We start from the raw sequence: 26178 nt of genomic DNA, 5'->3' as shown, positions 1-26178 counted from the left end.
ATGTTGTTCCTGTTATTCTCATAAGTTCCCGGCGATGCCGGGGAAGGCACGTTACTCATTTATAGCCAGTGGTCATGGATATAGCGATAAGCTGTATTGGGACATAACGGCTATAGCGAGTATGATTCGACCCCGAAAGTGTATCACAGGGTTTCAATATGACTTTCCCCACTATTGAAGATTATGTCGGCCACACCCCACTGGTGCGTTTGCAACGCTTGCCGGGTGATACCAGTAACGTCATTTTGGCGAAACTGGAGGGCAACAATCCTGCTGGCTCGGTGAAAGACCGACCGGCTGTTAGCATGATTCAGGAAGCAGAGCGCCGTGGTGACATCAGCCCCGGTGATACCTTGATTGAAGCAACCTCGGGCAATACCGGAATTGCCCTTGCTATGGCCGCTGCCATCAAGGGCTATCGAATGATATTGATTATGCCCGATAACCTGAGCGAGGAGCGCCGGGCATCCATGCGGGCCTACGGGGCCGAGGTGATTAATGTCACTCGGGAAGAAGGCATGGAAGGCGCCCGGGATCTGGCTATCCGTATGGAAGCCGAAGGTAAGGGCAAGGTGCTGGATCAGTTCAGTAATCAGGACAACCCGCTGGCTCATTACCGCACCACCGGGCCGGAGATTTGGAAGCAGACCGAGGGGCGAGTGACTCATTTTGTTAGTTCCATGGGTACCACTGGCACCATCATGGGCGTTTCTCGTTACTTGAAAGAGCGTAATTCGGACGTTCAGATTGTCGGGTTGCAGCCGGAAGAAGGTGCTTCTATTCCGGGTATCCGGCGCTGGCCCGAAGCGTATCTGCCAAAAATTTACGATGCCGCAAGAGTGGATTCCGTGCTGGACATCGGCCAGCAGGAAGCGGAAGACACCATGCGAGCCCTGGCCAGAGAAGAAGGGATTTTTTGTGGGGTGTCATCCGGTGGTGCCATTGCGGCCGCGCTCAGGCTCTCTCGAGAGGTTGAAAATGCCGTAATCGTTGCCATTATTTGTGATCGCGGAGACCGTTACTTATCCACCGGCGTATTCCCGAGCGCCTGAGCCGGAAACTGACAAGAGACTATCTAATATGAGTAGACGCCGCCGTAAGGTTCTGCCGCAAGAACCCGTGCGCTGTGAGATTGAAAGCCTGGGCCACGATGGCCGGGGCATTGCCCGTGCCGATGGTAAAGTTCAGTTCGTTGATGGCGGTTTGCCGGGCGAAACTGTGATGGCAAAAGTAGTAGGCAGTCGCAGCAAGTTTGATGAGCTCCGCACTTTGGAAGTGTTGGAAGCCGCACCGGATCGCCAACAGCCACCGTGTAAATTTGCCGACTTGTGTGGCGGATGCAGCCTACAGCACATGAGCGCCGACGCTCAGATTCGGTTTAAGGAAAATACCCTGCGCGAGCATTTTGCGCACTTTGGCGGCATTGAACCGGAAGAGTGGGTGGAGCCCATGCGCTCTCCGGAGTCGCTTGGTTACCGCCGTAAAGCCCGTTTGGGTGTTCGTTACGTGAAAGCTCGCGAGTCCGTTCTGGTTGGCTTCCGGGAGAAGCGTAACAGCTTCCTGACCGATATTGACGAGTGTGTGGTGCTGGATCCTCGCATTGGCGAGCGAATCATGGCGTTGCGGGAATTGCTACACGGCATGGCGGCCTTTGATCGGATTGCGCAAGTCGAAGTGGCTTGTGGTGATGATCACGCGGCCATGGTGTTCCGGAATATGGACGCGCTGGTGCCTGAAGATCAGGAAAAGCTGGTTGCATTTGGTCAGGCGCATGACCTGCATATTTACCTGCAGCCGAAAGGCCCGGATACGGTTCACCGCATTTGGCCGGAGTCTTCCGGTCGCGACGATGAGCGCTTGAGTTACCGCATGGATGAGTTCGACCTGACCATGCAGTTCCATCCGATGGACTTCACTCAGGTGAATGCCGGTATCAACACCAAAATGGTACATCGTGCGGTTGAGTGGCTCGATATACAGCCGGGTGAGCGGGTACTGGATCTGTTCTGTGGCCTTGGCAACTTCACCTTGCCCTTGGCCCGGAAGGGCGGGCAGGTCGTGGGTGTAGAAGGCGACGATGCTATGGTGGTGCGTGGCCGTGAGAACGCCAAGCTAAATGGCCTGGATAACGTGGAGTTTTTCGGGGCGGATTTGCACGGCGACTTCACCGACCAAAGCTGGGCCAAAGAAGGTTTTGATAAAATCTTGATTGATCCGCCCCGGTCCGGTGCTGAAGACATTTGTAAGTACCTGACGGCTTTCGGAGCGGACCAGATTGTGTATGTTTCCTGTAATCCGGCAACCTTGGCCAGAGATGCCGGCGTTATGGTGAATAACGGCTACCGCCTCGTGCGTGCCGGTGTGATGGACATGTTCCCGCACACTACGCATGTAGAGTCGATCGCCTTATTCGTGCGCGATAAGCGCAAATAAGTTCGTAGAGCCCGGTTTTCTGAGGTCAGGGTAGATCCAGAAACGCCGGGCCAGCACCAGGTAAGTCCTTGCTATGGTAAAAGTTAGGGAAGATTACGGAGTAACCGGCGACGGCGAAGTGGATATTGGCCGTTGGGTTCATCGCATTGCGGAGCAGACCCCTCTGGAGAACCCGGAACAGCTCCGCCTAGCCTGTGAAAAGGCTGACAGGATTGCTCTGGAGGCTTTTCGGGAAGACCGGTTGTGGGCTCCGGGTGCCAACAGTTTTCACACCGGCCTAGAGATGGCTCAGGTTCTGGCCGAGCTGCATCTTGATCAGGCCAGTCTTGTGGCTGCGGTGTTGTACCGTGCTGTTCGGGAAGAGCGGGTCGGGCTCGAAGAAATTCGCAAGGAATTTGGTGATGAAGTCGCCGGGTTGATCAACGGTGTTCAGCAGATGGCGGCGATCTCCTCGATTCACCATCCCCTCAAGGGTAATGTGCTGGGACAGAGCGAAGGACAGCTCGATAACGTGCGCAAGATGCTGGTGACCATGATTGATGATGTCCGTGTGGCGTTGATCAAGCTGGCCGAGCGAACCTGTGCTATCCGGGCGATTAAAGATACCTCCGATGAAAAGCGCATGAAGGTTGCCCGGGAGGTGTTTGATATCTACGCCCCCTTGGCGCACCGGCTTGGTATTGGACACATCAAATGGGAGCTGGAGGACTTGTCCTTCCGTTACCTGCACGCCACGGCCTACAAAAAAATCGCCAAACTGCTGGATGAAAAACGCCTGGACCGGGAAAGCTACATTCGCCGCGTCCTCGAGACCCTGCAGACTGAACTGAAAGCTTCGGGCATAAACGCCGAACTGAGTGGGCGCGCCAAACACATTTACAGCATTTGGCGAAAAATGCGCCGGAAGGGCATCGATTTTTCTCAGGTATACGATATTCGAGCCGTGCGTATTCTGGTGCCGGAAGTGCGGGATTGCTACGCAGTACTGGGCATTGTGCATGCGCTTTGGCGCCACATACCGAATGAGTTTGATGACTACATTGCCAATCCGAAAGAGAACGGCTATCAATCGCTGCATACAGCCGTTGTGGGTGCCGAAGGGCAGGTGATGGAAGTCCAGATTCGTACCCACGCCATGCATGAAGAGGCCGAGCTGGGCGTTTGCGCCCACTGGTTATACAAAGGCACGGATACAAACAACAAGTCTAGCGGCTACGACGCTAAGATTAACTGGTTACGCCAAGTTCTGGAGTGGCAGGAAGAGTTGGGCGACCTGTCTGGTTTGGCCGACCACCTGAAATCGGATTTCGTGCCCGATCGAATCTACGTGTTCACACCAGAAGGCCATGTGGTGGATTTGCCGCAGGGTGCAACGGCGGTAGATTTTGCGTATCGGGTGCATACTGAAATCGGTCACGCTTGCCGTGGCGCTCGCGTCAACAGCCGAATCGTGCCGCTGACCTATCCGCTGAAAACCGGCGATCAGGTCTTTATTCTGACCTCCAACAATCCGGCGCCCAGTCGTGATTGGTTGAATCCCAGTTTGGGCTACATACAGACCTCCCGTGCCCGAGCGAAAGTAACGAGCTGGTTTAAGCAGCAAGATCGTGGCCGCAATATCGTCGATGGAAGAGCCATCCTCGAAGATGAATTCAAACGTCTGTCGCTTTACGACCTGAACCTGACCGAGCTGGCCACGCGGGTTAACTACCATTCCGCTGACGATATGTTTGCGGCCATCGGTGCCGGTGACCTGAGGCCTGCTCACGTGGCGAACGTGGCCCAGCAGATGCTGGAGCCGAAAACTGAACAGCTGGATCTGAAGCTGAGCCCGGCCCGGAAAAGCGGTTACAGCACAGACTCCGATATCCAGATTCGTGGTGTAGGCAAGCTTAAAACGCAAGTCGCTAACTGTTGCAAACCGTTGCCCGGTGATCCTATTGGTGGCTACATCACCGTTGGACGCGGTGTTACCGTGCACCGGCAGGACTGCCTGACATTCCTGAACCTTCGGGAAGTGGAGCCGAATCGTATCATTGAGGTCAATTGGGGTGGTCAGCCGGCGGCGGTTTATCCGGTTGAAATTGAAATTGAAGCCTATGACCGTTCTGGCCTGTTGCGGGACATCACCCAGGTATTCTCGAACTCGAAGTGTGACGTGCTGTCGCTCCAAACGCAGACCAACAAAGACGAAAATACCGCCACCATGCGGGTGACGGTCGAGATTTCCAGCCTCGAACAGCTGGCTCGACTGTTGGCGCAGGTACGTAACTTGCCGAACATCATCGACGTAAGGCGAAAGCGCACATGAGCTATTCGATCGAAGATTTGAAAACCCTCATGGCGCGCCTGCGTGAACCGGAAACCGGATGTCCATGGGACACCAAGCAGACGTACAGCACGATTGTGCCCCATACCATTGAGGAAGCCTACGAGGTGGCAGATGCCATCGCCCGGGAGGATTTCCCGCACTTGAAAGATGAACTTGGGGATTTGCTATTCCAGGTGATTTTCTACGGCCAAATTGGTAAAGAAGACGGCCATTTCGACTTCGACGCCATCGTAGATCACTTGGTCCGCAAGTTGATCCGACGGCATCCGCATGTGTTTCCGGAGGGTACTCTGGGCAGTCGGATTGACCCGAACAATCGCCCGGATGAGGCTTGGATCAAAGCCAGTTGGGAGCGTATTAAAGCGGAAGAGCGGGCAAGCAAGCCAGCTACCGAGGAGCCGGTAAGCCGGCTTGATGGAATAGCCCGAAGCCTTCCGGCCATCGCGAGGGCTGAAAAACTGCAAAAGCGTGCCTCCAATCATGGCTTTGACTGGCCTGACATAGCGCCCGTTTTCGACAAGCTCCACGAAGAAATTGATGAGCTGAAAGAGGCTTGGCAAGCAGCGGAAGCGGGCACCGGCGACCGGGATGCGGTAGAGGATGAGCTGGGTGACCTGATGTTTGTGTGCGTGAATTTGGCCAGATTCATGAAAGTGAACCCTGAGCAGGCTTTGGAGCGAACCAACCACAAGTTTGACGCCAGGTTCCGTGCGATTGAGCGGCTTCTGCGTGAACAAGGGCGGGATCTGGATAGTGAAAGTCTCGAAGCCCTTGATGCGATCTGGCAGCAAGTCAAAGGCGTTGAAAAGGGCTAACCTTAAGGCCTGATGGCGTTCTTGGCGAATCCTTAGTATCGTAAGTTCAGATTGTTTCTGTTCATTCAAAAGGAACTCAACGTGACTGAACTGCATCCTGACTTGCGAGAAAACGTACGTTTATTGGGTGAGCTGTTGGGCCAAAGCATCCAACGGTTTCCCGGGCAAGATTGTTACGATCGAATCGAGGAGCTTCGGGCCGCAGCCAAGGCCGATCGATTGCAAGAAAGCGGTTCTGGCCAGCGCCTGGTCACCATGCTCGGACAGTTGAGTGACGATGAACTCCTTCCGGTTACCCGCGCCTTCAACCAGTTTTTGAATCTCGCTAACCTCGCTGAGCAGTATCATGGCATTCGCCGCAAACAGGGACATGCGTCGGATTTGACGGTGGAATCTCTTACCGAGGTGTTTGAGCGCCTGAAGGCTCGCGGTGTTGCGCCTGAAGAGTTGCACCGGAGAGTGGCGGACCTGCACATAGAGTTCGTGTTGACCGCGCATCCAACCGAAGTGGCTCGCCGTACTTTGATTATGAAGTATGACGAGATGTCGGATTGCCTTGAGAAACTGGATCACAGCGATCTGCTTCCCGATGAACGGGACGACATCGTTAGCCGTCTCTCGCAGTTGATCACAGAAGCGTGGCATACCGACGAAATCCGCTACGAGCGGCCCACAGCTGTTGACGAGGCCAAGTGGGGGTTTGCGGTTATTGAGAACAGTCTCTGGGAGGCGCTGCCGCGATTCTTGCGTAATTTGGACAAATCGCTGATAGACGCATCGGGCAAAGGCCTCCCCCTTGCAGCCACGCCCGTTCAAATTGCCTCCTGGATGGGTGGGGATCGTGACGGTAACCCCAATGTGACCCATGCAGTGACCCAAGAAGTCTTTTTTCTTGGTCGTTGGATGGCGGCGGACCTTTATCTTCGAGATATCAAAGCATTACGTGCCGAACTGTCCATGTGGCAGGCCAGTGAGGAGCTGAAAGCTCAAACTGGTGATTCTCGAGAGCCTTATCGGGTTATCTTGGGGCAGTTGCGGGATCGCCTGATCAAAACCCGTGATTGGGCTGCAGCCCGAGCCAAAGGCGAAGTCGCCGATGCCACGGATATCTTGTTCGAAAACGAAGACCTGACGGCACCTTTAGAGCTGTGTTACCGATCTCTGGTGGACTGTGGGTTGGAGCATATTGCCAATGGTCCGTTGCTGGATATCGTTCGCCGGGCCCATACGTTCGGGCTGCCGTTAATTCGTCTGGATATTCGCCAGGAAGCGGCTCGCCATGCCGAGGCGGTGGCCGAAATCGTGGACTATGTGGGTATGGGTGATTACGCATCCTGGACAGAGTCCGAGCGGCAGGCATTTCTGTTGCGTGAGTTGCAGGGGCGTCGGCCACTGGTTCCCCGTGGCTGGGAGCCCTCTGAGGCCGTTCGGGAAGTACTGGCAACCTGCGAAGTAGTGGCCCAGCAGACGCCAGAAGCGTTGGGTTCATATGTAATCTCGATGGCCAGTCAGCCGTCGGACGTTCTGAGCGTCATCCTGCTGTTACGCGAAGCCGGAATGAAATTCCCTATGCGGGTGGTGCCGCTGTTTGAAACCCTCAGCGACCTGCAAGGCGCTCCGGAGGCTATGGCCGCCCTGTATCAGGTGGATTGGTACCGCGAGTATTGCCGGGGCCGTCAGGAAGTGATGATCGGTTACTCGGATTCATCCAAAGATGCCGGCCAAATGATGGCTGCTTGGGCGCAGTACCAAGCGCAGGAAAAATTGACCGAAGTGGCCAGCCAATATGGCGTGCATCTGACCTTGTTCCATGGCCGTGGTGGCACCGTTGGTCGTGGCGGCGGCCCGGCCAATCGGGCAATCCTGTCGCAGCCTCCGGGATCCGTGAACGGCAGTTTCCGGATAACCGAGCAAGGCGAGATGATCCGGTTTAAATTCGGTTTACCGAAGCTGGCAGTTCAAAGTTTGACGCTTTATACCACCGCAGTCGTTGAAGCGACTCTAGCGCCACCACCCGTGCCCAAGGACAGTTGGCGGAAAGTGATGGATTGGCTCACGGATATTTCGCTCAAGTCTTATCGCGACGTAGTTCGGGAGAACCCGGACTTTGTGCCTTATTTCCGGCAAGTTACACCGGAGACGGCGCTGGGCAAGTTGGCGCTGGGTAGTCGACCTGCACGGCGTAAACCGACAGGAGGTGTGGAAAGTCTAAGGGCGATTCCGTGGATCTTCGCCTGGACTCAGATGCGCTTGATGCTGCCGAGCTGGCTAGGAAGCGACGTGGCGCTGGAAGAAGCCGCGCGACAAAATCGGTTGCCAGAATTGCGGGAAATGATGAAGGGCTGGCCGTTCTTTCAAACCTACGTAGATATGCTCGAAATGGTGTTGGCCAAGGCAGATCTGAGAATTGCCACCTACTATGAGCAAACCTTGGTGCAAGATGACACGCTGAAAACGCTGGGAGCTAACCTTCGGGAACGCTTGCAAGGGTGTATTGATCGCTTGCTCGAGCTGAAAGAGCAGGAGCGCTTGCTGGAGGATGAGCCGGTCTTTGCCCACTCCATGCGAGTGCGGAATCCGTATACCGACCCTTTGCATTATTTGCAGGCTGAGTTGCTGCGTCGAGATCGGGAGTGTGAGGGTAAAACCGACGTGCCCGAACTGGTCGAACGGGCTCTTAAGGTGACCATGGCCGGGATATCCGCCGGTATGCGTAACACGGGGTAACCTCCAGTGGGTGCGGCGGGGTTGTCGCCGCATTCCAGACGTCATGATAAAAGGAGTATGCACTGTTGGCAGTGGCAGAGAAACTGGCGCACTTTCTGAGCCGGGAAGGCATTGCCTATCGGCAAGTTGAAATCGACGTAGCCAACAGCATGGACGCCTTGGTGCTCGCTTCAGGGCGACCACAGCATGACTTTATTCAGGCCACCATGCTGATCGACATTACCGGTGTGGTGATGGCCGTGCACCGTTTCGACAGCACCCTTGATCTGGATTCGGTGCAACAGCTGACCGGTCGTCGCCTGCAGCCTTTGACTGCCCGCCAGATTTCGCGCTTATTCAGTGATTGTGCACCGGGCTTTGTTCCGCCTGTGGGCGCAGCTTGGGGCGTTCCCGTGCTGTTGGACGAAGACGTGAGTTCTGCCGATACGGTCGCCTTTACCGCTGGCACTGACCATTCATTGTTGGAAATGGATGGACGTTCGCTGCGGCTTGCGTTGGCGGGGGCAAGGGAAGGGCGTCTGGTTATTCACGGACAAGGTGTTGGGCAGCGAGAAGCGTTGACACTGGAGCAAGTCGCTGACAAGCTTCAGAAACTTTATCGCTTGCCGCCGATGCCCGCTTTGGCGTTGCGTATTCTCCGGCTGAGAGGGAATCCAGAGGCTTCGGCCAAGGAATTGTCAGAACTGATCGAATTCGATCCCAGCATGACGGCACAGATCATGCGTTATGCTCGTTCAGCTTTGTTTGCCTACCCCGGTCAGATCAATTCGGTTCAGGAAGCGGTTACCCGAGTGCTGGGCTTTGATCGCGTTGCTCATATAGCGCTGGGAATTGCGTCTGCCCAAGCCTTTGATGTGCCGCGTAAAGGGCCCTTGGGAATGGACAACTTCTGGCGTCACTCGCTTTACTGTGCTTTCCTGTGTCAGAGCTTGGCTGCTCGTGCAGGCCACGATAAAGGTTTGGCGTATCTCTGTGGTTTGCTACATAACTTTGGCTTATTGCTGGTAGGGCATTTGTTCCCGACGGAATTCGATGAGCTGAACGCGCTCAGAGAAATGAATCCGAAAGCCAGTCTGCAAGCGTTAGAGCAGGAAGTGCTCGGGCACAGTGAACAAGAAGGCATTCTTTCGGTCGGTCACGGTGCTATCGGTGGTATCCTTCATCGACTTTGGCAATTGCCTGAGCCTGTGATCAAAGCGGCGGGTATGCATCAGCATATCGGTTACCACGGCGATCATGAAGAATATGTCGCCATGGTTCAACTGGCCAATGCCGTTTTGAAAGAGCAGGGCATCGGGGATGAATTTAATCCCGACGATGTGCCTGCTCTGGCCGAAGCGCTAGGGTTGGATTTATCGGAATTGGAATTGGTTAAGCAAGACGTCGAACAAGTATCTTCTGATCTGGATGTGCTCGCATCCTCCTTGTCTTCTTGAGCCAACTAGCGCTTGCTCAGTCCTGCTACATACAGTTTGCATCTATTTAAAATACGCGATGATACAGAGGTCGACTTTCTCTGCAGGGGCTGAGTTCGTATAATGCGGCCTCGATTCTCGTCGGGGACCACTGAAGCCCCCTCGTGATTTGAGAGAGGTTGTCGCAAAAACGCGGGTTTTTGCAACAACTTTTCGAACGACAATTTAAGACAACGGGAGTACAACGTTATGAAAATCATCATGCTAGGCGCGCCAGGTGCGGGCAAGGGCACTCAAGCCCAATTTATCACCAGCCAGTTCGATATCCCTCAGATCTCGACCGGTGACATGCTGCGCGCTGCCGTTAAAGCGGAATCTGAGCTGGGCAAGCAGGTGAAAGAGGTGATGGCTTCCGGTGGTTTGGTGTCTGACGACATCATTATTGCCTTGATTGAAGAGCGTATTCAGCAGCCAGACTGCAAAAACGGCTACCTGCTGGACGGTTTCCCGCGCACGATTCCTCAGGCTGAAGCGCTGAAGGATCAGGGTATTGATATCGATTATGTTGTCGAAATCGCCGTAGATGACGAAGAAATTGTTAGCCGTCTATCTGGTCGTCGTGTACACGAAGGCAGTGGTCGCATCTATCACGTGAAGTACGACGCACCGAAGGTTGCCGGCAAAGACGACGAAACCGGTGAAGATCTGGTTCAGCGTGAAGACGATAAAGAAGAAACGGTACGTAAGCGCCTGGGTATTTATCATGACCAGACAGCACCGCTGATTGATTTCTACCAGGGTTGGGCCGAGAAGGCACCTGCAGACGCGCCTAAGTACGTTCGCGTTGAAGGTGTTGGTAGCCTGGACAGCATTCGCGACCAGATCCTGTCGCAACTTAAGTAACTGAAACCGGGGTAGCCGCGGAGGCCTGATCTGTGAAGTTGTTAGCACTGGATACGTCTTCCGAAGGCTGCTCCGCCGCTTTGTGGCTGGATGGCCAGATTACCGAGCGGTTTGAACTGGCCCCGAGAGGCCATACTCGCCTTTTAATGCCCATGGTTCGCGAGCTGCTTGCTGAGCAGGGCCTGAAACCTTCCGATCTGGATGTCTTAGCCTTTGCTCGTGGTCCCGGCTCGTTCACCGGTGTGCGTATAGCGACCGGTGTGATTCAAGGCCTGGCTTGGGGCTTGGATCTGCCGGTCGTGCCGGTGTCGTCTTTGGCCGCTGTTGCGCTCAACGCCATTGAAGAACGCCAGTTACCCGAGGGTAGTGGCGTGGCTGTCGCGTTCGACGCGCGCATGAGTGAGGTCTATTGGGCGACCTTTGCCTGCCGTGATGGCTTGCCTGTGATGCTGGGTGACGAACGTGTGTGTCATCCGGAAAACGTCAGCCTGCCCGAGTCGGGCGATATAACCGGCACCTGGTTTGGTGCAGGTCAAGGCTGGAAGTTTCAAAGCGACATGCCGGAGGCTGTTCCAACTCGAATGGTCTCAGTTGATAGTTCTCTGGTGCCAAGGGCTGCTCATGTCGCGCGCTTGGCGATCCCCAGATTTCATGCGGGCGAGGCGGTTCCTGCGGCGCAGGCTCAGCCGGTTTACGTTCGTGATGAAGTTACCTGGAAGAAACTCCCGGGGCGGGAATAGTCTCGGGAGACCACCGCCATGCCTGATCACTCACCCGTAAATTCTATCCCTCTTGAACAAGTTGTTGCCGTTGGTTGTGCTCCTTTGGGAGATAGCTATGCAGCTAAAAGTCTTGCCGATGAGCTAGGGTTAACCTGGTTAGGTTTGGTGAAGCCAAAGCTGGTCAGAGATTTTCCTGTGCTGCTGATGATGGATGACCAGGGGCTAGCCCTGCAGCTAACCGGAAAAGGCGCTCCCGGGCCTGTCAGGGCCGAGTTTGTGACCGGAAAGATGGGCTATAGGCGCGAACATGGTGGCGGCACCGGGCAGCTGGTAGCCCGTGCTGTGGGTTTGCAGAAAACCAAAGCCGAGTTACACGTTCTCGATGCCACGGCTGGTTTGGGGCAAGACGCGTTCGTGTTGGCGGGGTTGGGATGCAAAGTTACGCTGTTCGAGCGTAACCCGGTTATTCATGCGTTATTGGCTGACGGCTTGGCTCGGGCTGCCTTAAACGCAGAATGCGCCGCTGTAGTGCAGCGAATGACCTTGCTAACCGGCAATTCCGTCGACTGGCTGAGAAAAGCCGGCACGGAGGTTGCGGATGTGGTGTATCTGGACCCGATGTTTCCCCACCGCGACAAATCGGCCCTGGTGAAGAAGGAAATGCAGGTGTTCCGGCAGGTGGTTGGAGATGACGACGACTCGGAACAATTACTGGAAGCGGCGTTGGCAGCTGCTCGCTACCGGGTAGTGGTCAAGCGGCCCCGCAAAGCACCCTCGGTGACAGGGCTGGAGCCTGCCACTCAGGTTGAGGGAAAAAGCAGTCGTTACGATATCTATCCACTGAAGGCTCTGCCGAGCTGAAAAACATTTAACTCGGCAGAGCATTACGGGTTCAGGCGTTCATCATGGTGATCTGCTGAATGGCCTGTCGTTTCTCAACGCTCAACACCAGTCGGGCATCTTCTGCTACTTCATCCAACCCTTCGCCGTAACACAGTCGGCCTTCTTCGTCGGCAATGAGAACGTCGTTTTTCTGCATGTTGGAAATGAAGCTGCGGAATAGGGTTTTGTCGAAAAACTCCGGCGCGTTCAGACCAAACAGAATCGACATTCGTTCGGCCAGCAAGGTGCTTTGTTCTTCCAGTTCAGCCGCGGTCAGTTTGCCGGAGCCGTACTTTCGCAGAATACCCAGCGCGATGTGATAACGCTCGAGGGTCTGGATAACAAAGCGCGAGAGAATGCGTGCCCGCAGCATCGCTTCAGTGCCTTCTTCTGGCCGGCCTAGTTTGTCTTCTTCGAGGGTCACGAGGAGCCCCTGTTGAATCAGTACATCGATCCATTGATTGATGACGTTTTCGATCTCGTCCTGGGAGTAACGAAGGAAAAGCTCTGACTGCAGGTAAGGATAAGCAACGCTGGTCAGGAAGATGATTTTTTCCCGGCGCAGGCAGGCCTTGTTTTCAAACAGGCTCACAACCAGCGCTGGCAGGGCAAACAGGTGCTGAATGTTGTTGCGATAGTAGGTCATCAAAATGGCATTGGAGCCTTCCAGTGAGATGATGTCCCCCAACTTTTGCGGCAGGCGATTGACCAAGCCCATGCCTTCACAGTAGGCAAGCCAGTCTTTCCCGTCGCCTTCTGGAAGCGTAACGGTGTCGGCATAGGGGTAGGCCTTGAGCATACTGGCGAATTGGTCCATCAGACGCACTAATTGACCCTCGTCCATAGCCATGCGCTCAGTACCGAGCAGTACTGTTGCAGTGATGCCAATAGGGTTGACCGCCACCGCGGCATTGATGTTGCCAGCCACCCGCTGAGACAGTTCTGATACTGCGTCATTGAGCCAATCGGGCCGGAATTCTGCGTCATAGGCTTCCTCGCGCCAAGTACTCCGAACGTCATCAAGCACATTGGCTAACGGGATAGGGTCACCGAAGTTCAAAGAGACGCGACCGAAAGAGTTGCTGAGTTTCCGGACAGTTTTGGCTAGCCCGAATACGCTTTCCTTCTGTTTTTTCTTGCCGCGCAGCTCTCCGAGATAGGAACGGCCTTCCATTACCTTCTCGTAGCCGACATACACCGGCACGAATACGATGGGTTTGCGGTGGTCTCTCAGGAAGCTGCGGACCGTCATCGCAAGCATACCCGGACGGGGTGGCAGCATTCGACCTGTTCGGGAGCGGCCGCCTTCAACGAAATATTCGACCGAATAGCCTCGAGTGAACATCACGTGCATGTATTCATTGAATACTGTGGCGTACAGCGGGTTATCCTTGAAGCTGCGGCGCATGAAGAAGGCACCGCCACGGCGAAGGATAGGGCCGACAATCGGCATGTTCAGGTTAATACCGGCTGCGATATGGGGCGGCATAAGGCCGTTTTTATAGAGCACATAGGACAGCAGCAGGTAATCGATGTGGGAACGGTGGCAGGGCACGTAAACGACGGTGCTGTCTTGCGCGGCTTCCTTCGCGACCTGAATGTTACTGACCGCAATGCCGTTGTAGATGCGATTCCAGAGCCACGCAAGTACCCGCTCCATAAAGCGGATGGTGACGATGGACATGCTGGCGGCAATTTCATCTGCGTACTTGTAGGCCCGGGCGCGAACTTTCTCCGGAGCTATGCCTTCTTTGGCTGACGTCTCGCGAATGGCTTCTTTTACAGCTTGAGTGCGCAGCAGGCCTTCAACCAGCGTTCTGCGGTGAGATAGGTCAGGCCCCAGGACCGCCTGACGTACTCGACGGAAGTGTGTGCGCAGAATGCGGCCAAGTTTGCGTCTGGCTTTTTCTTCGTTGTTACGGTACTCATCAACCACCAACTTAAGCGACAAAGGCTGGTTGAACTGTACGTAGGTATTACGACCGTGAACCAGGATTAACAACAACTTCTGCAGTCGTCCAGCAACGGACCAAGTGTCAGAAAGCAGGAGCTTGACCAAAGACTTCTCTTTGTCGGGTGAGCGTCCCCAGAACAAAGAAACCGGGACAATTTGTACATCCTTGTCCGGATGGTTTACTCCAAACTTAACGAGTTCACTGAATTCCTTGGTGGGCACCGGCTTCTGCCTGCGGCCTCGGAAGAGCCCGCCCACCCGTTGGTAAAGGAAGAAGAACGAGTGTGTGGAGTTGTTTTTGACCGGTAGTTCAGGGGCAGGGCCTGCTAGATTGGCACGGATCACCTCCTGTTCCAGAACCAAGCGACTGGATAATGAGCTGTACTGGAGCACGTAACATACCGGCTTTTCGGGATCGAGCCCGAGATCTTCCAGCGTGTTGCCGCTGACGTCTGTGCGAACCCATAAAAACAGAATCTTGCGGAAAAAACACAGGATCAGGCTGCGAACGCCCTGATAAAATCGCATAAGGTGTAACTCCGGACCTGGAAACAGTGGCCAAGTTTAACGGGTTGTCGCGAGGGCGAAAAGTCGTATAGTCATTCTGGCCGGTAAAATTGATGTGTTACATTGCTTTCCAGCGTTCGATAAATAGGGTCTGGGTATGGTGAATCACAGCGCGCAGTGGGTGCCCGGTTGGAGCGACGAGGCGCCAAAAGAGGGTGATCTGTTGTTGGCGTTTTGCGGTAACAGCATTCTGAAGCCCGGTAATGGGTGGTTTTTGCGCTGGGGCGGTCCGGAAATGGGTGATAGCCGACCGGAAGCTTTGACCCTGGGAACCTGGTGCGGACATAGGCTCTTTGTCAGCACCTTGCCCGACACAGGGTTGCCGGGTTTAAGTACCGTCTCCCTTAGAGATGCGATATTACAGATGCCAGAAGCTCCTGTGGAGCTTCTTAGCACCGGATTTCAAGTTTGGCAGTGGTGGCAAGATCACCGCTTCTGCGGCCGTTGTGGTGAACCTACGCAAGCCCACCCGAGAGAGCGTGCGCGCTGGTGTGGCCGTTGCAATGTTCCTTGGTATCCAAGAATTTCACCGTGTGTCATTGTGGTTATTCGCCGCGATGACCGGTTTTTGTTGGCCAAGTCGTCACGTGTTGCCCGAAACTTTTACAGCTTGGTCGCTGGCTTTGTTGAACCCGGTGAGAGCCTCGAACAAGCCGTTATCCGAGAAGTGAAAGAAGAGACCGGGCTGGATGTGGGGAATGTCCGCTACCAGTCCTCCCAAGCCTGGCCATTCCCTCACCAAATGATGATGGGCTTTTTTGCGGACTATCAGGGCGGAGACCTCGTGCTTCAGGAAGATGAGCTGGCGGATGCCGGTTGGTACACCCCAGATGATCATCCTCCTATCCCTCCTGTGAGCACTATTTCAGGGCAATTGATTCAGGCGATGAAAGACGCCATTGCTATCGGCGGAGAGTCATCCTGACGATGGGCGAGCGTAACCCTCGAGTACTGGTGTTCGATTCCGGTGTTGGTGGCTTCAGTGTAGCCGCCTGCATTCATCGGGCCTTGCCCGGTGCAGAATTGCTGTACCTGGCTGATAACGCGGGTTTTCCCTACGGCGATCAGCACGAGCAGGTGGTGATCGAACGCTGCTGCACGCTGATTGAAAAATGCCTGCAGGAAGTTTCATGCGATGTCATCGTTATTGCCTGTAACACGGCCAGCACGGTTGTATTGCCTCATCTGAGAGCTCGAACCGACATCCCGGTGGTGGGCGTGGTACCGGCGATAAAACCCGCATCGTCGTGCTCCGTGAATCGAAAGATTGGTGTGCTGGCAACCCCCGCTACCGTCAAGCGTCCCTATCTGGACGAACTCATCAGGGATTTTGCGGGCAACTGTGAGGTTACGCGATTAGGCGATCCGAATCTGGTGCGCTGGGCCGAAGAGTTGGTGTCCGGTAAGGCGCCGGCACAAGCTCAATTGGATGAGGTGATGCTTCCGTTACATCATCGTGGCGTGGACACCGTGGTATTGGGGTGCACCCATTACCCACTGTTGTTGCCTTGGCTTCGGAAAAGTCTACCAGACGTAGTGTTTTGGGTAGATTCAGGGGAGGCGATTGCACGGCGCGTTGGCCATTGGCTCAAGCAAGCTGATCGGCTGACTGTTGCGGAGCCCCCCAACGGGCTATCCGACGCGGTGGTGATAGCCGCCTGTTTTACCGGCCCGGCACCCGTCGATATTGCACGCTTTCTGGCGGGGATGGGGATCCCTGCCGCCGAGGTGAAGAGCCACTGGCCCAGCTTAAAGTAGCCGGGTCAGCTTGAACATCGCGAAGAATTCTAGAGCCGGAATGGCCCGTTTGTGGCAACAGTAGGTTTTGAAGTTTTCGCCCCGGAAACGAGACTTCGTGAACTCCAAGCCTTTGAAGTTGTATAAGAAGTTTCCTTTTTCATAAATGCCGTGCATCAGTTTCTTCAACAGCCGGCTTTCCTGATGTTCCGTGGCCTTGTCCAGCGACAATGGAATCAGGCCGAGATCAATGAACGGAACCCCTTCTTCCTTAAAGACCTCCATGGCATGGGCCATCAAGGTGTAGAAAATGCCTTGGCGAAAGTCAGCATTTGCCCGCGAGATATTCGGCACGTAGCTGATAATCTCATTGTTGTGATAAATCGGATCAAAATAGATAAAGCCAACGGCCTTGCCGTCTTGGTAAGCATAGAAGTGGCGTTCGTTCTCCCGGTAATCCATTTCCATCGGCCGAATAAGAAACCGGATTTCATTGCTCTTGCACTTGCGGGTGCGAATCCATGCTTCGGATATTTCTCGGGTATGGTCGTCGCTGTAGCGTTCTTTTACGATAATCCCATGCTTCTCTGCCTGGTTCAGAGCGGTGCGCAGGATTTGTTTCTTTTTCCCTGTCAGTGACCATTTTTGAAGATTGATCCGGGACTCGCAACCAAACTGAGTGCCGTACAGTCCGAAGCGCAGGTGGAGAAAGTCCACAACAGCCTTGGACACCTGAACGTATGAGGCGTTCGGGAATGTCTGCTGGAACTGCTCAAGAATCACGGGGAAGTCAGCCGGCGCAGTGACCGGGTCGGACAATACGAAGGTGCCTCCCCACTTTCGCATGTAGGCAATGTAGCCCACACCCGGTAGATCAAAATACTGCATGCCCGGTTGTAGCGTGGAGAACGACTGGGAGTGCGTGCCGTGTTGCTTCAGGTAGTTCACCCGTTCAGAAAAGGTAAACTGACTAGCAGCGCTCTCTTTGACGCCATCGAGTGCGAGAATTTGGTCTGACATAGTAAAGCTCCCGTAACCCTTTTTATTGTGCTGGTTGCTAGGTTTTAGGTGTTTTTCTGGCCAAGAATTGACCAGTAGCAATCCATGTTAAGAAGCTTGAAGTGTTTCTTCTCTCGCACCTGCAAGCCTAGGCGCTGCATGTGTTCGGGATAGTTGTAGATCTTGTGGAAGGCGTTGTTGGCGAACAGCCAGAAGACAAAAACCGCCATATACCAATACAGCTTTTTGAACGCGCGAGAGAATATGTTCCCGGTCGGGTAGCAGAAATCGCCAACGACGATTTTGGCGTCCGACTTACCTAGGCTGATAAGGTGTTCCAGCACTTTAACCATCATGTCTTCATCGAACACGTTCAGGAAAAAGTTGGCGACGACCATGTCGTATTGGCCTACCTCATCCACTTTCATGATATCGCTGTGAATGCGGCGAATCGTCAGGTGAGGGGCTTCTTCACGTTGGGCTTCACCGAACTTGCGAAGCATGGTTTCAGATAGATCGACCACCGTTACATCGGCCCCGAGCTCTGCTGCGCGAATGGCGTCACGACCATGGCCGACACCGGCAAATAAAATTCGGTCGCCCTTTTGCACAGTTTCAACATCCAGCATGGCGGTTTTGCAGTGATGAATGTTTTTGCCGCTGTAAAGGTTGCTGAGGAAATCGTAGACGGGACCGATATATTTGTACTTGTCGCGCATGATGGCTGCCTTCTTCTTGGTCTCTGTTTGCCACCACCTTTTTGTCGTTGTTAACCGTTTAAATGGTTGCTTCGGTGGCGTGCGTGCAAGAACTAGATTAGAGAAGGCGGTGTGCGAAATATGTGCAGTAGCACGCATTTCAGGATACAAAAAGTAACGAGCTGCAATGCTTTGCAAACCCCGTCAACCTTTCTCTTCAGAGTGTCAGACAATCCTGGCGGTTAGTGTGTGTAAGCGAGGTAACGGACTCTCGAATTAAGGATTTTGCTGACTTCGGATGTGATCAAACATAATGTGGGGAAGGTTTGTTCGTTAAGTATGCAGTTCGTCACCCACTTGTCATACTGGGTGTGCAAACATTGAGCGAAAATAAGAACGAGGCATTGCCCAGCAACTGGGGTGCTTGATCCGGTAAACGGGTGTAAGAGACGGAGTTCAGAAAATGGCGAATCAGCAGGCAGTAGCGTGTACGGCGACATCTCAGGTATTGGAGCGGCTTAAGGGTAAGCGGGTGCTGATTACAGGCACCTCTGGTTTTTTAGGCAAGGTGGTGCTGGAAAAACTGATGAGAGCCGTGCCAGATATTGGTGGCGTTTATCTGTTGATTCGAGCTAACCGAAAGCATGCGGATGCCCGCAGTCGGTTTCTCGAAGAGGTTGCGACCTCGTCGGTATTTGATCGCATGCGTGAAAGCGATCCAGAGGCTTTTGAGTCGTTTATTGCCGAAAAGATTCACTGCATCACCGGTGAGGTCACCGAACCGTCGTTCGGAATTGGACGTGAACATTTTCACAAGTTAGCCGGTGATCTGGATGCCGTGATCAACTCTGCGGCCAGCGTGAACTTTCAGGAAGCGCTCGATCAAGCTCTGAACATCAACACCCTCTGCCTGGAAAACATCGCCGAGCTTGCGCGATTAAATTCTGAGCTGTCGGTATTGCAGGTATCTACTTGCTATGTGAATGGTATGAATAGCGGGCAGGTAGACGAGGCCATCATAAAGCCAGCGAAGAAGTCGATACCGCGTTCTGGGCACGGATATTACGAGGTGGAATCCCTAGTCGAGGATCTGCAGAGTAAAATTGACGATGAACGTGTCCGCTATAATGGGAAAGCTCTGGAAAAAAGATTGGTCGAACTGGGGCTTCGGGAAGCTCGGCGCTACGGCTGGAGTGACACCTACACGTTTACCAAATGGCTGGGTGAACAGTTATTGATGAAGGCGTTGCAGGGTCGAAGCCTGACGCTTGTTCGGCCGTCTATTATTGAAAGCGCTTTGGAGGAGCCGGCGGCTGGCTGGATTGAGGGGGTCAAGGTCGCCGATGCGATTATTCTCGCTTATGCCCGTGAGAAAGTGTCGTTGTTTCCGGGGGACCGCTCGGGGGTTATCGATGTCATTCCCGTGGATCTTGTCGCTAATTCCATCATTCTTGCACTGGCAGAGGCTGTGGCCGAGCCGGATACCCACAGAATCTACCAGTGTTGCAGTGGCAGCTCGAACCCAATCACCATCGGCGAGTTCATCGATCATCTGCTTGCCGAAGCAAAAGTGAACTATGCCGCCTACGATCATCTGTTTTACCGAAAACCCACCAAGCCCTTTGTTGCGGTAAACAGAACCTTGTTCGATCTGGTAGTGAGTGGTGTGCGTTTGCCTCTGAGTTTGACCAACGGGGTTCTTAAGCGCTTGGGGAGTCGGACGGATCTAAAGTGGCTGAGAAATCTGGATACCACTCAGTCGCTGGCGACGATCTTCGGGTTTTACACTACACCGGATTATATTTTTCGAAATGACGAGCTGCTTGCATTGGCCAAGCGTTCGGGTGATGTTGACCAGAGTTTGTTTCCCGTTGATGCCCGCGCCATTGACTGGGAATCCTACCTGCGGAAAATTCATTTGGCCGGGCTCAACCGATACGCCCTGAAACCCCGAAAAAGCCAACGGGTGCGGGCGAAACAGCAAGCAAAACGTGCAGCTTGAATGCCCTTGAACGTTTGAGTGCTGCTCGAACGTTTATTCCCCTTCTATTCGTACGCAGGACGTTCGTCTAATTTATTTTGGACGTTCGTCTAATTCAATGTGTAGTGATTCACGTGTTGAACTACGTGTAACCATATTTTTGAACGCGGCACAGCGTTCCACCCGCCTTGAAACGACATTCGATAAAGATAACAACTCTTAGCAAGGGGAAGACGATGACAGATAAAAAGGTGTATCCGGTTCAACCCGATATAGCGAAAAATGCGTTGGTGACTGCCGAGCAATACGAGCATATGTATCGTCAGTCGGTTGAAAACCCGAACGAATTTTGGGGCGAGCATGGTAAACGTATTGATTGGATAAAGCCGTTTACTAAGGTGAAAAACAGCACCTACGATTACAATAACCTTTCTATTAAATGGTTCGAAGATGGCGTTTTAAACGCTTCAGCTAACTGCCTGGATCGTCACCTTGCTGACCGCGGCGACCAGACTGCGATTATTTTTGAAGGCGACGATCCCTCGGTTTCACGGAATGTGACCTACCGCGAACTGCACGAAGAGGTGTGTAAGTTTGCCAACGTGCTGAAAGAGCAGGGCGTCAAGAAAGGCGATGTGGTCACTATTTACATGCCGATGATCGTTGAGACTGCCGTTGCAATGCTGGCATGTGCCCGCATTGGTGCAATTCACTCGGTGGTTTTCGGCGGTTTCTCTCCCGAAGCTGTCGCCGCGCGTATTGTTAACGGCAAGTCCCGCTTTGTTGTCACGGCCGATGAAGGCCTGCGCGGTGGTCGGGCCATTCCTTTGAAGAAGAATGTCGATGCCGCCCTTAAGCATGAAAGCGAAGCCAACGTTGATTGTGTGATCGTGGTGAAGCGCACGGGCAACGATCAGGTGCCCTGGACCGAGGGCCGGGACGTTTGTTACGAGGACTTGATGGCGCATGCTTCCGCTGAATGCGACCCGGAGCCGATGAATGCGGAAGACCCGCTGTTCATGCTGTATACCTCCGGATCAACCGGTGCGCCGAAAGGTGTGTTGCATACCACTGGCGGGTACATGGTGTACGCCTCCATGACCCATCAGTACGTATTTGATTATCATGATGGCGATGTCTATTGGTGTACGGCTGACTTTGGCTGGGTAACGGGCCACAGCTATATCCTATACGGCCCGTTGGCGAACGGTGCGATTACCCTGCTGTTTGAAGGTGTGCCTAACTATCCAGACAGTTCACGGATGGGGCAGATCGTCGATAAGCATAAAGTTAATATTCTATATACGGCACCTACCGCGATTCGTGCACTGATGGCCGAAGGCGCATCGTGCATGGATGGTACAACCCGCGACAGCTTACGTGTGTTGGGCTCGGTAGGTGAGCCCATTAACCCTGAGGCGTGGGAGTGGTACCACCGGGTCATTGGTAACAGTAAGTGCCCGATTGTGGACACCTGGTGGCAAACAGAAACCGGCGGTATTCTCATCGCGCCGCTGCCGGGCGCTGTTGATTTGAAGCCCGGTTCCGCTACCCGGCCGTTCTTTGGTGTTCAGCCGGCACTGGTGGATAACGAAGGTAATCTGTTGGAGGGCGCCACCGAGGGCAATCTGGTGATTCTGGATAGCTGGCCTGGACAGATGAGGACCATTTATGGCGATCATGAGCGCTTCATCCAGACGTATTTCAGCACCTATAAAGGCATGTACTTTACCGGTGATGGCGCACGCCGGGATGAGGATGGCGACTACTGGATTACCGGTCGTGTGGATGACGTGCTGAACGTCTCTGGCCACCGTTTGGGTACCGCGGAAGTGGAAAGTGCTTTGGTTGCTCATGAGAAAGTTGCCGAGGCTGCGGTGGTAGGATATCCCCATGAAATTAAAGGCCAAGGCATTTATGTGTACGTTACCCTGATGCAGGGCGAAGAACCTTCTGACGAGTTGAAAAAAGAATTGGTTCAGTGGGTACGTAAGGAAATCGGGCCGATTGCATCCCCTGATGTGATTCAGTGGGCGCCCGGCCTTCCGAAAACAAGATCCGGCAAGATTATGCGCAGAATCTTGCGTAAGATTGCAGCCAATGAACACGATCAGCTGGGGGATACCTCCACGTTGGCCGATCCGAGCGTTGTGGACGAACTGATTGGTAGTCGAGCGTTGAAATAAACGCCGGCATTTGCCAACCAATAACCTGTGAGGAATGTGTGGAATGACACAAACAATTATCGTCGCTGATGACCATCCTTTGTTTCGAGCAGCCTTGAAACAGGCGGTCAACCAAGCAGTGCCGGATGTAAACACAGTAGAAGTGGACAGCATCAAGGCATTACAGGCGGCGGTAGAGGCCAACCCCGATGCTGACCTGATTTTGCTGGATCTGAATATGCCGGGTGCTCATGGCTATTCGGGGTTGGTCTTCATGCGAGGCCAGTATCCGGGATTACCCGTGGTGGTTGTGTCAGGTTCCGAAGACTTGCAGGTGATGCGTCGGTCTGTGGACTATGGTGCATCCGGTTTTATCCCGAAAAGCGCGCCTCTGCCGAGCATTACCGAAGGAATCCAGGCGGTTCTTGAGGGGGATGTATGGCTGCCGGAAGGCGTCGCGGACAAGATCGAGCGGATGCAGTCCGAATCTACGGACTTCTCGGAGCGCCTGGCATCCCTGACGCCTCAGCAGTTCCGAGTGCTCGGCATGCTGGCTGAAGGGCTTCTGAACAAGCAGATCGCCTACGATCTGGATGTGTCGGAAGCGACTATCAAGGCTCATATCACAGCCGTGTTTCGCAAGCTTGGCGTGCGAAATCGGACTCAGGCGGTGATCGCGATCCAGCAGATGGAGCTGGATCCTGCCGAGCAGTCGCTGTCCGGAGGATGATGGTCGGTTGGTGATAGCCGTATAAAAAACGGGAGCCTGTTGGCTCCCGTTACTTTTTTCAGGCCCGGAGGATGAACGCTAGGGGGGCTTCTTAGCCTGCGTAACCCAGCTTTTTGTTCACCAGGTTGAACAACTCACCACCTTGTGACCATTGCTCGAAATTCTTCAGAAACTGTTCCGTTAACGCTTGATTCCAACCAATGAAATCCCCCGCCATATGGGCCGTCATAATGACATTCTCCCGAGCCCAAAGCGGATGATCTTCCGGTAGCGGTTCCTCCTCGAACACATCGAGCGCCGCTCCGGCAATTTCTCCGTCATCCAGTGCTTTGATCAGAGCTTCCGTAACCACAATAGGCCCGCGCCCGATATTGATCAGTCTGGCCGAGTTTTTCATCGCCGAAAATGCTTTAGCGTCAAATAGCCCTTCGGTTTGAGGCGTTAGCGGTGCGGCAACCACCACAAAGTCAGCCAGCTTGAGTTGCTCATACAGAGCCTCATTGCTGTGCACCGCGTCGAAATCAGGGTCTGATTCCCGGGCCGTTCTGGCAATCCCGTGAGGGTTCATGCCGATGGCTTTGACCAGACGGCCGATTTGACGGCCGATAGATCCAGCCCCAACCACGAGCACCTGTTTGCCTTCAGCGCGTTCCGTGTCACGGTGCTTCCACTGGCGCTTGGCTTGAAGCCTGAGCGATTCGGGAAAGTCTTTGGCAAACATCAAAATGGTGCACAACACATACTCGGCAATGGTGCGGTCAAAAATGCCACGAGCGTTTGTCACCGTTACGTCACTGTCGATCAAGGCAGGAAACATTAGCGCGTCGACACCGGCACTGGTGGCATGAATCCACTGCAAACGATCGGCAACGGGCCAGGCCGCTTCGAGCGCTGCCGTGCGGAAGTCTGTCACCATCATCACATCGGTGCCGGGCAGTGTGTCGCGGAGTGATTGCTCGTCGCAGGCGAAGCGAACCTCTGCGTGCTCCTTGAGCGGCTCAATACCCGGTGGCGTGGGATCATTGGGGGCGGTGAGCACGGTTACAACCGGTTTTCGGGACTCTGTCATGTCAGCTCCGGAAGGGGTTGGCAGTCTGTTTATTGATGATTACACAGTCTGGTTGTCATCAAGGCTGCGGTCAAATCAACGGCTTTACTTGTACCCCCGGGGCTTCGTGCTACGCTCGAGGTAAGCCTTTATTCCCCTGACGTGCAAGGAGGTGGACATGCCGGAACCGTTGAACAAGAATTTGGGCCAGGCAACGTCTCGCAAAATGAAGTACCGGAAAGCAAAGGCCAGTTGGAATCCTGCGATGCAGGCGGTCCCCGTGTCAGGGATCAGGAAGCTGGTGAATATGGCGTCCACGATGAAGGATGTCATCCACCTGTCGATTGGGCAGCCTGACCTGCCAACTCCTCCTCACATTATTGACGCCTATGTGGAAGCGCTCAATGCGGGGCAGACCGGTTATACCATGGACGCCGGCTTGCCCGAGCTGTTGGTGGCTCTGCGCGATTATTATGGCAAGCGTTATAACCGAAAGCTGACCCGTGACAACATTCTCGTGACCAGTGGCGCCACCGAGGCCATGTACCTCGCGATTTCGGCCACTTCGGCCCCCGGAAGACAGTTTCTGGTTACCGATCCGTCCTTTCTTCTCTATGCGCCGTTAATCCGGATGAACGGTGGCGAGGTGAAGTACATTCCGACCTACGCTGAGAATGATCATCAACTTGATCCCGACGACGTGATTCGTGCGATGGGTTCTCGTACCTTCGCTTTGGTATTGAACAACCCGAACAACCCGACAGGCGCGGTCTACCCCAGAAGTACAGTCGAGACGATTCTTGAAGAATGTGCATATCGGGGTATTCAGGTGTACGCCGACGAAGTGTATGACCACATGCTATTTGATGACGATGACTTCGCCAGTGTGCTCAGTTGTGCCGTGGATCTCGATAACATCATGTGCATCAGCAGTTTTTCGAAAACCTACAGTATGGCGGGGTTGCGTGTAGGTTGGGTGATTTCGAGCCAGGCAGCCATCAAATCTCTGCGGCGCTACCACATGTTCACCACCTCGGTGGCCAACACGCCTGCACAATTTGCGGGCGTAGCGGCGCTGACCGGTGACCAGCAGTGCGTACGCGACATGGTGAGCACCTACCGGGAGCGACGAGACAATATTGTGAAACTGATCGAACAAACTCCACACCTGACCGGCTATAAGCCGGGCGGCGCATTTTACTCGTTCCCGAATTTGCCGCCCCACGTAGACGGCTCGGACGTGGCATTACGGTTGCTGAAAGAAACCGGTGTCTGTGCTGTACCGGGCGATGCCTTCGGAGACAGCTGCACCAACGCACTCCGGTTCAGCTTTGCATTGAGCTGTGAACGAATGGACGAAGCCTTCAGCCGGATTATTCCGTGGATGGCCAAGCAGAAATTCTGATACAGGAATGTAAGTTGTCAGCTCCAGGGAGATGCCGCACTATAGGGTTCTTCCGAGGAGAGTGCTACATGAGTGAAATGCTAAAACCAATTGTACGTCTGGCATTAATGTTTGCGGTTGTTCTAGCCAGCGGGTGTGCCAGCTTTTCCCCGTATTCCATTACCGAAGGCGAAGTAGAGCAGTACCTGAAGAACTCGGTGGCCAAATACGATCGCGAACAGCTTCAAACCGGCTCGCCGCTTAGTCTTAGCTTGACCGATGCCGACATCACCCTAGGCCCGGATGGTCGTGATGTGGCGGTGATTGATCTGAAAGGGCAGGTGGCTCTGAATGCACTTCTGGCCAAGTTGCCTGTCGATCTGGCTCTGAAAGTAGAAGGTGCACCGGTCTATGACAGTCAGGAAAAGGCAATCTACATTCGACGCCTACAACTGCTGGAAAGCTCGATTGATTCGCCGTTCTTTAAGGGCGATCTGGGGCCGGTGACCGACTCGGTCATGCGGGTGGTGGCCCAGATGCTGGAAACCATGCCGGTGTATCGGTTGGATGAGACAAATACAGCTCAGCGCCTGCTAGGTGTCGTGCCGATGGATATCCGGGTTGCCCGCGGTCGATTGGAACTTGTGATGGCAGAATAGAACTCAGTCTTAGTCATTAGCTAGTAA

Annotated in this window: 20 protein-coding genes; 16 read left to right on the top strand and 4 right to left on the bottom strand. The window is 54.1% G+C overall.

The window, feature by feature from the left end:
* The first annotated feature begins 158 nt into the window (after positions 1-158).
* From cysM to ACNQ6O_RS10600, 9 genes are all read left to right on the top strand, one after another.
* Positions 159-1052: a cysteine synthase CysM gene (gene cysM / locus ACNQ6O_RS10640; protein ID WP_418053190.1), complete on the top strand. Its 894-nt coding sequence runs from the start codon at positions 159-161 to the stop codon at positions 1050-1052.
* Positions 1053-1080: 28 nt separating this feature from the next.
* Positions 1081-2433, top strand: a complete 1353-nt coding sequence (gene rlmD / locus ACNQ6O_RS10635) for a 23S rRNA (uracil(1939)-C(5))-methyltransferase RlmD (RefSeq protein WP_418053189.1) — start codon at positions 1081-1083, stop codon at positions 2431-2433.
* A 73-nt stretch (positions 2434-2506) separates the two neighbouring features.
* Positions 2507-4744, top strand: coding sequence for a GTP diphosphokinase (gene relA, locus ACNQ6O_RS10630; RefSeq protein WP_418053188.1), 2238 nt, complete (start codon positions 2507-2509; stop codon positions 4742-4744).
* Positions 4741-5580: a nucleoside triphosphate pyrophosphohydrolase gene (mazG, locus tag ACNQ6O_RS10625; RefSeq protein ID WP_418053187.1), complete on the top strand. Its 840-nt coding sequence runs from the start codon at positions 4741-4743 to the stop codon at positions 5578-5580. The genes relA and mazG overlap by 4 nt, the downstream gene beginning before the upstream one ends.
* An 81-nt stretch (positions 5581-5661) precedes the next feature.
* Positions 5662-8307, top strand: coding sequence for a phosphoenolpyruvate carboxylase (gene ppc, locus ACNQ6O_RS10620; RefSeq protein WP_418053186.1), 2646 nt, complete (start codon positions 5662-5664; stop codon positions 8305-8307).
* Between the two features lie 65 nt (positions 8308-8372).
* A complete protein-coding gene (locus ACNQ6O_RS10615; protein ID WP_418053185.1) occupies positions 8373-9743 on the top strand; it encodes an HDOD domain-containing protein in 1371 nt (456 codons plus the stop codon).
* A 228-nt stretch (positions 9744-9971) separates the two neighbouring features.
* Positions 9972-10625, top strand: a complete 654-nt coding sequence (adk, locus tag ACNQ6O_RS10610; RefSeq protein WP_418053184.1) for an adenylate kinase — start codon at positions 9972-9974, stop codon at positions 10623-10625.
* A 32-nt stretch (positions 10626-10657) separates the two neighbouring features.
* Positions 10658-11365, top strand: coding sequence for a tRNA (adenosine(37)-N6)-threonylcarbamoyltransferase complex dimerization subunit type 1 TsaB (gene tsaB, locus ACNQ6O_RS10605; RefSeq protein ID WP_418053183.1), 708 nt, complete (start codon positions 10658-10660; stop codon positions 11363-11365).
* Positions 11366-11383: 18 nt separating this feature from the next.
* Complete coding sequence (locus ACNQ6O_RS10600) at positions 11384-12208, top strand: class I SAM-dependent methyltransferase (protein WP_418053182.1); 825 nt, start codon at positions 11384-11386, stop codon at positions 12206-12208.
* Positions 12209-12239: 31 nt separating this feature from the next.
* On the opposite strand, the gene plsB is transcribed toward ACNQ6O_RS10600, so the two are convergent.
* Positions 12240-14711 carry a glycerol-3-phosphate 1-O-acyltransferase PlsB gene (plsB, locus tag ACNQ6O_RS10595; protein ID WP_418053181.1) on the bottom strand — a complete coding sequence of 824 codons (2472 nt, stop codon included), beginning with the start codon at positions 14709-14711 and terminating at the stop codon, positions 12240-12242.
* Between the two features lie 136 nt (positions 14712-14847).
* On the opposite strand from plsB, the gene nudC reads away from it, so the two are divergent.
* Positions 14848-15675: an NAD(+) diphosphatase gene (nudC, locus tag ACNQ6O_RS10590; RefSeq protein ID WP_418053180.1), complete on the top strand. Its 828-nt coding sequence runs from the start codon at positions 14848-14850 to the stop codon at positions 15673-15675.
* 2 nt (positions 15676-15677) lie between these two features.
* Positions 15678-16508, top strand: coding sequence for a glutamate racemase (gene murI, locus ACNQ6O_RS10585; protein WP_418053179.1), 831 nt, complete (start codon positions 15678-15680; stop codon positions 16506-16508).
* On the opposite strand, the gene ACNQ6O_RS10580 is transcribed toward murI, so the two are convergent.
* Together ACNQ6O_RS10580 and ACNQ6O_RS10575 are read right to left on the bottom strand one after the other, a co-directional pair.
* Positions 16500-17507, bottom strand: coding sequence for a DUF2156 domain-containing protein (locus ACNQ6O_RS10580; protein ID WP_418053178.1), 1008 nt, complete (start codon positions 17505-17507; stop codon positions 16500-16502). The genes murI and ACNQ6O_RS10580 overlap by 9 nt on opposite strands.
* Before the next feature lie 44 nt (positions 17508-17551).
* The gene (locus ACNQ6O_RS10575) at positions 17552-18205 is read right to left on the bottom strand and encodes a class I SAM-dependent methyltransferase (protein WP_418053177.1); all 654 of its coding nucleotides are present in this window, start codon (positions 18203-18205) and stop codon (positions 17552-17554) included.
* Positions 18206-18647: 442 nt separating this feature from the next.
* Here ACNQ6O_RS10575 and ACNQ6O_RS10570 point away from each other — a divergent pair, with 442 nt between their 5' ends.
* From ACNQ6O_RS10570 to ACNQ6O_RS10560, 3 genes are all read left to right on the top strand, one after another.
* Positions 18648-20186: a fatty acyl-CoA reductase gene (locus ACNQ6O_RS10570; RefSeq protein ID WP_418053176.1), complete on the top strand. Its 1539-nt coding sequence runs from the start codon at positions 18648-18650 to the stop codon at positions 20184-20186.
* A 215-nt stretch (positions 20187-20401) separates the two neighbouring features.
* Positions 20402-22351: an acetate--CoA ligase gene (gene acs, locus ACNQ6O_RS10565; RefSeq protein WP_418053175.1), complete on the top strand. Its 1950-nt coding sequence runs from the start codon at positions 20402-20404 to the stop codon at positions 22349-22351.
* A gap of 43 nt (positions 22352-22394) precedes the next feature.
* Positions 22395-23060 (top strand): LuxR C-terminal-related transcriptional regulator, encoded by a 666-nt coding sequence (locus ACNQ6O_RS10560; protein WP_418053174.1) that lies wholly within the window; start codon positions 22395-22397, stop codon positions 23058-23060.
* 91 nt (positions 23061-23151) lie between these two features.
* On the opposite strand, the gene ACNQ6O_RS10555 is transcribed toward ACNQ6O_RS10560, so the two are convergent.
* Complete coding sequence (locus ACNQ6O_RS10555) at positions 23152-24129, bottom strand: D-2-hydroxyacid dehydrogenase (RefSeq protein WP_418053173.1); 978 nt, start codon at positions 24127-24129, stop codon at positions 23152-23154.
* A gap of 157 nt (positions 24130-24286) precedes the next feature.
* Between ACNQ6O_RS10555 and ACNQ6O_RS10550 the strand changes: the two genes are divergently transcribed.
* The gene (locus ACNQ6O_RS10550) at positions 24287-25513 is read left to right on the top strand and encodes a pyridoxal phosphate-dependent aminotransferase (RefSeq protein WP_418053172.1); all 1227 of its coding nucleotides are present in this window, start codon (positions 24287-24289) and stop codon (positions 25511-25513) included.
* A gap of 68 nt (positions 25514-25581) precedes the next feature.
* Positions 25582-26151, top strand: a complete 570-nt coding sequence (locus ACNQ6O_RS10545) for a DUF1439 domain-containing protein (RefSeq protein WP_418053171.1) — start codon at positions 25582-25584, stop codon at positions 26149-26151.
* The last annotated feature ends 27 nt before the right edge of the window (positions 26152-26178 follow it).

Source organism: Marinobacter sp. SBS5, assembly GCF_048285575.1.
Classification (GTDB): Bacteria; Pseudomonadota; Gammaproteobacteria; order Pseudomonadales; family Oleiphilaceae; genus Marinobacter.
The sequence above is the reverse complement of the archived record's forward strand: the minus strand, read 5'-3'. Positions and strand labels throughout refer to the sequence as shown.

What these genes read in the sequence shown, in the direction of transcription:
- cysM (WP_418053190.1), top strand. Translation starts at nt 159, where the DNA reads ATGACTTTCCCCACTATTGAAGATTATGTCGGCCACACCCCACTGGTG.
- rlmD (WP_418053189.1), top strand. Translation starts at nt 1,081, where the DNA reads ATGAGTAGACGCCGCCGTAAGGTTCTGCCGCAAGAACCCGTGCGCTGT.
- relA (WP_418053188.1), top strand. Translation starts at nt 2,507, where the DNA reads ATGGTAAAAGTTAGGGAAGATTACGGAGTAACCGGCGACGGCGAAGTG.
- mazG (WP_418053187.1), top strand. Translation starts at nt 4,741, where the DNA reads ATGAGCTATTCGATCGAAGATTTGAAAACCCTCATGGCGCGCCTGCGT.
- adk (WP_418053184.1), top strand. Translation starts at nt 9,972, where the DNA reads ATGAAAATCATCATGCTAGGCGCGCCAGGTGCGGGCAAGGGCACTCAA.
- ACNQ6O_RS10600 (WP_418053182.1), top strand. Translation starts at nt 11,384, where the DNA reads ATGCCTGATCACTCACCCGTAAATTCTATCCCTCTTGAACAAGTTGTT.
- plsB (WP_418053181.1), bottom strand. Translation starts at nt 14,711, where the DNA reads ATGCGATTTTATCAGGGCGTTCGCAGCCTGATCCTGTGTTTTTTCCGC.
- nudC (WP_418053180.1), top strand. Translation starts at nt 14,848, where the DNA reads ATGGTGAATCACAGCGCGCAGTGGGTGCCCGGTTGGAGCGACGAGGCG.
- murI (WP_418053179.1), top strand. Translation starts at nt 15,678, where the DNA reads ATGGGCGAGCGTAACCCTCGAGTACTGGTGTTCGATTCCGGTGTTGGT.
- ACNQ6O_RS10580 (WP_418053178.1), bottom strand. Translation starts at nt 17,507, where the DNA reads ATGTCAGACCAAATTCTCGCACTCGATGGCGTCAAAGAGAGCGCTGCT.
- ACNQ6O_RS10575 (WP_418053177.1), bottom strand. Translation starts at nt 18,205, where the DNA reads ATGCGCGACAAGTACAAATATATCGGTCCCGTCTACGATTTCCTCAGC.
- ACNQ6O_RS10570 (WP_418053176.1), top strand. Translation starts at nt 18,648, where the DNA reads ATGGCGAATCAGCAGGCAGTAGCGTGTACGGCGACATCTCAGGTATTG.
- acs (WP_418053175.1), top strand. Translation starts at nt 20,402, where the DNA reads ATGACAGATAAAAAGGTGTATCCGGTTCAACCCGATATAGCGAAAAAT.
- ACNQ6O_RS10560 (WP_418053174.1), top strand. Translation starts at nt 22,395, where the DNA reads ATGACACAAACAATTATCGTCGCTGATGACCATCCTTTGTTTCGAGCA.
- ACNQ6O_RS10555 (WP_418053173.1), bottom strand. Translation starts at nt 24,129, where the DNA reads ATGACAGAGTCCCGAAAACCGGTTGTAACCGTGCTCACCGCCCCCAAT.
- ACNQ6O_RS10550 (WP_418053172.1), top strand. Translation starts at nt 24,287, where the DNA reads ATGCCGGAACCGTTGAACAAGAATTTGGGCCAGGCAACGTCTCGCAAA.
- ACNQ6O_RS10545 (WP_418053171.1), top strand. Translation starts at nt 25,582, where the DNA reads ATGAGTGAAATGCTAAAACCAATTGTACGTCTGGCATTAATGTTTGCG.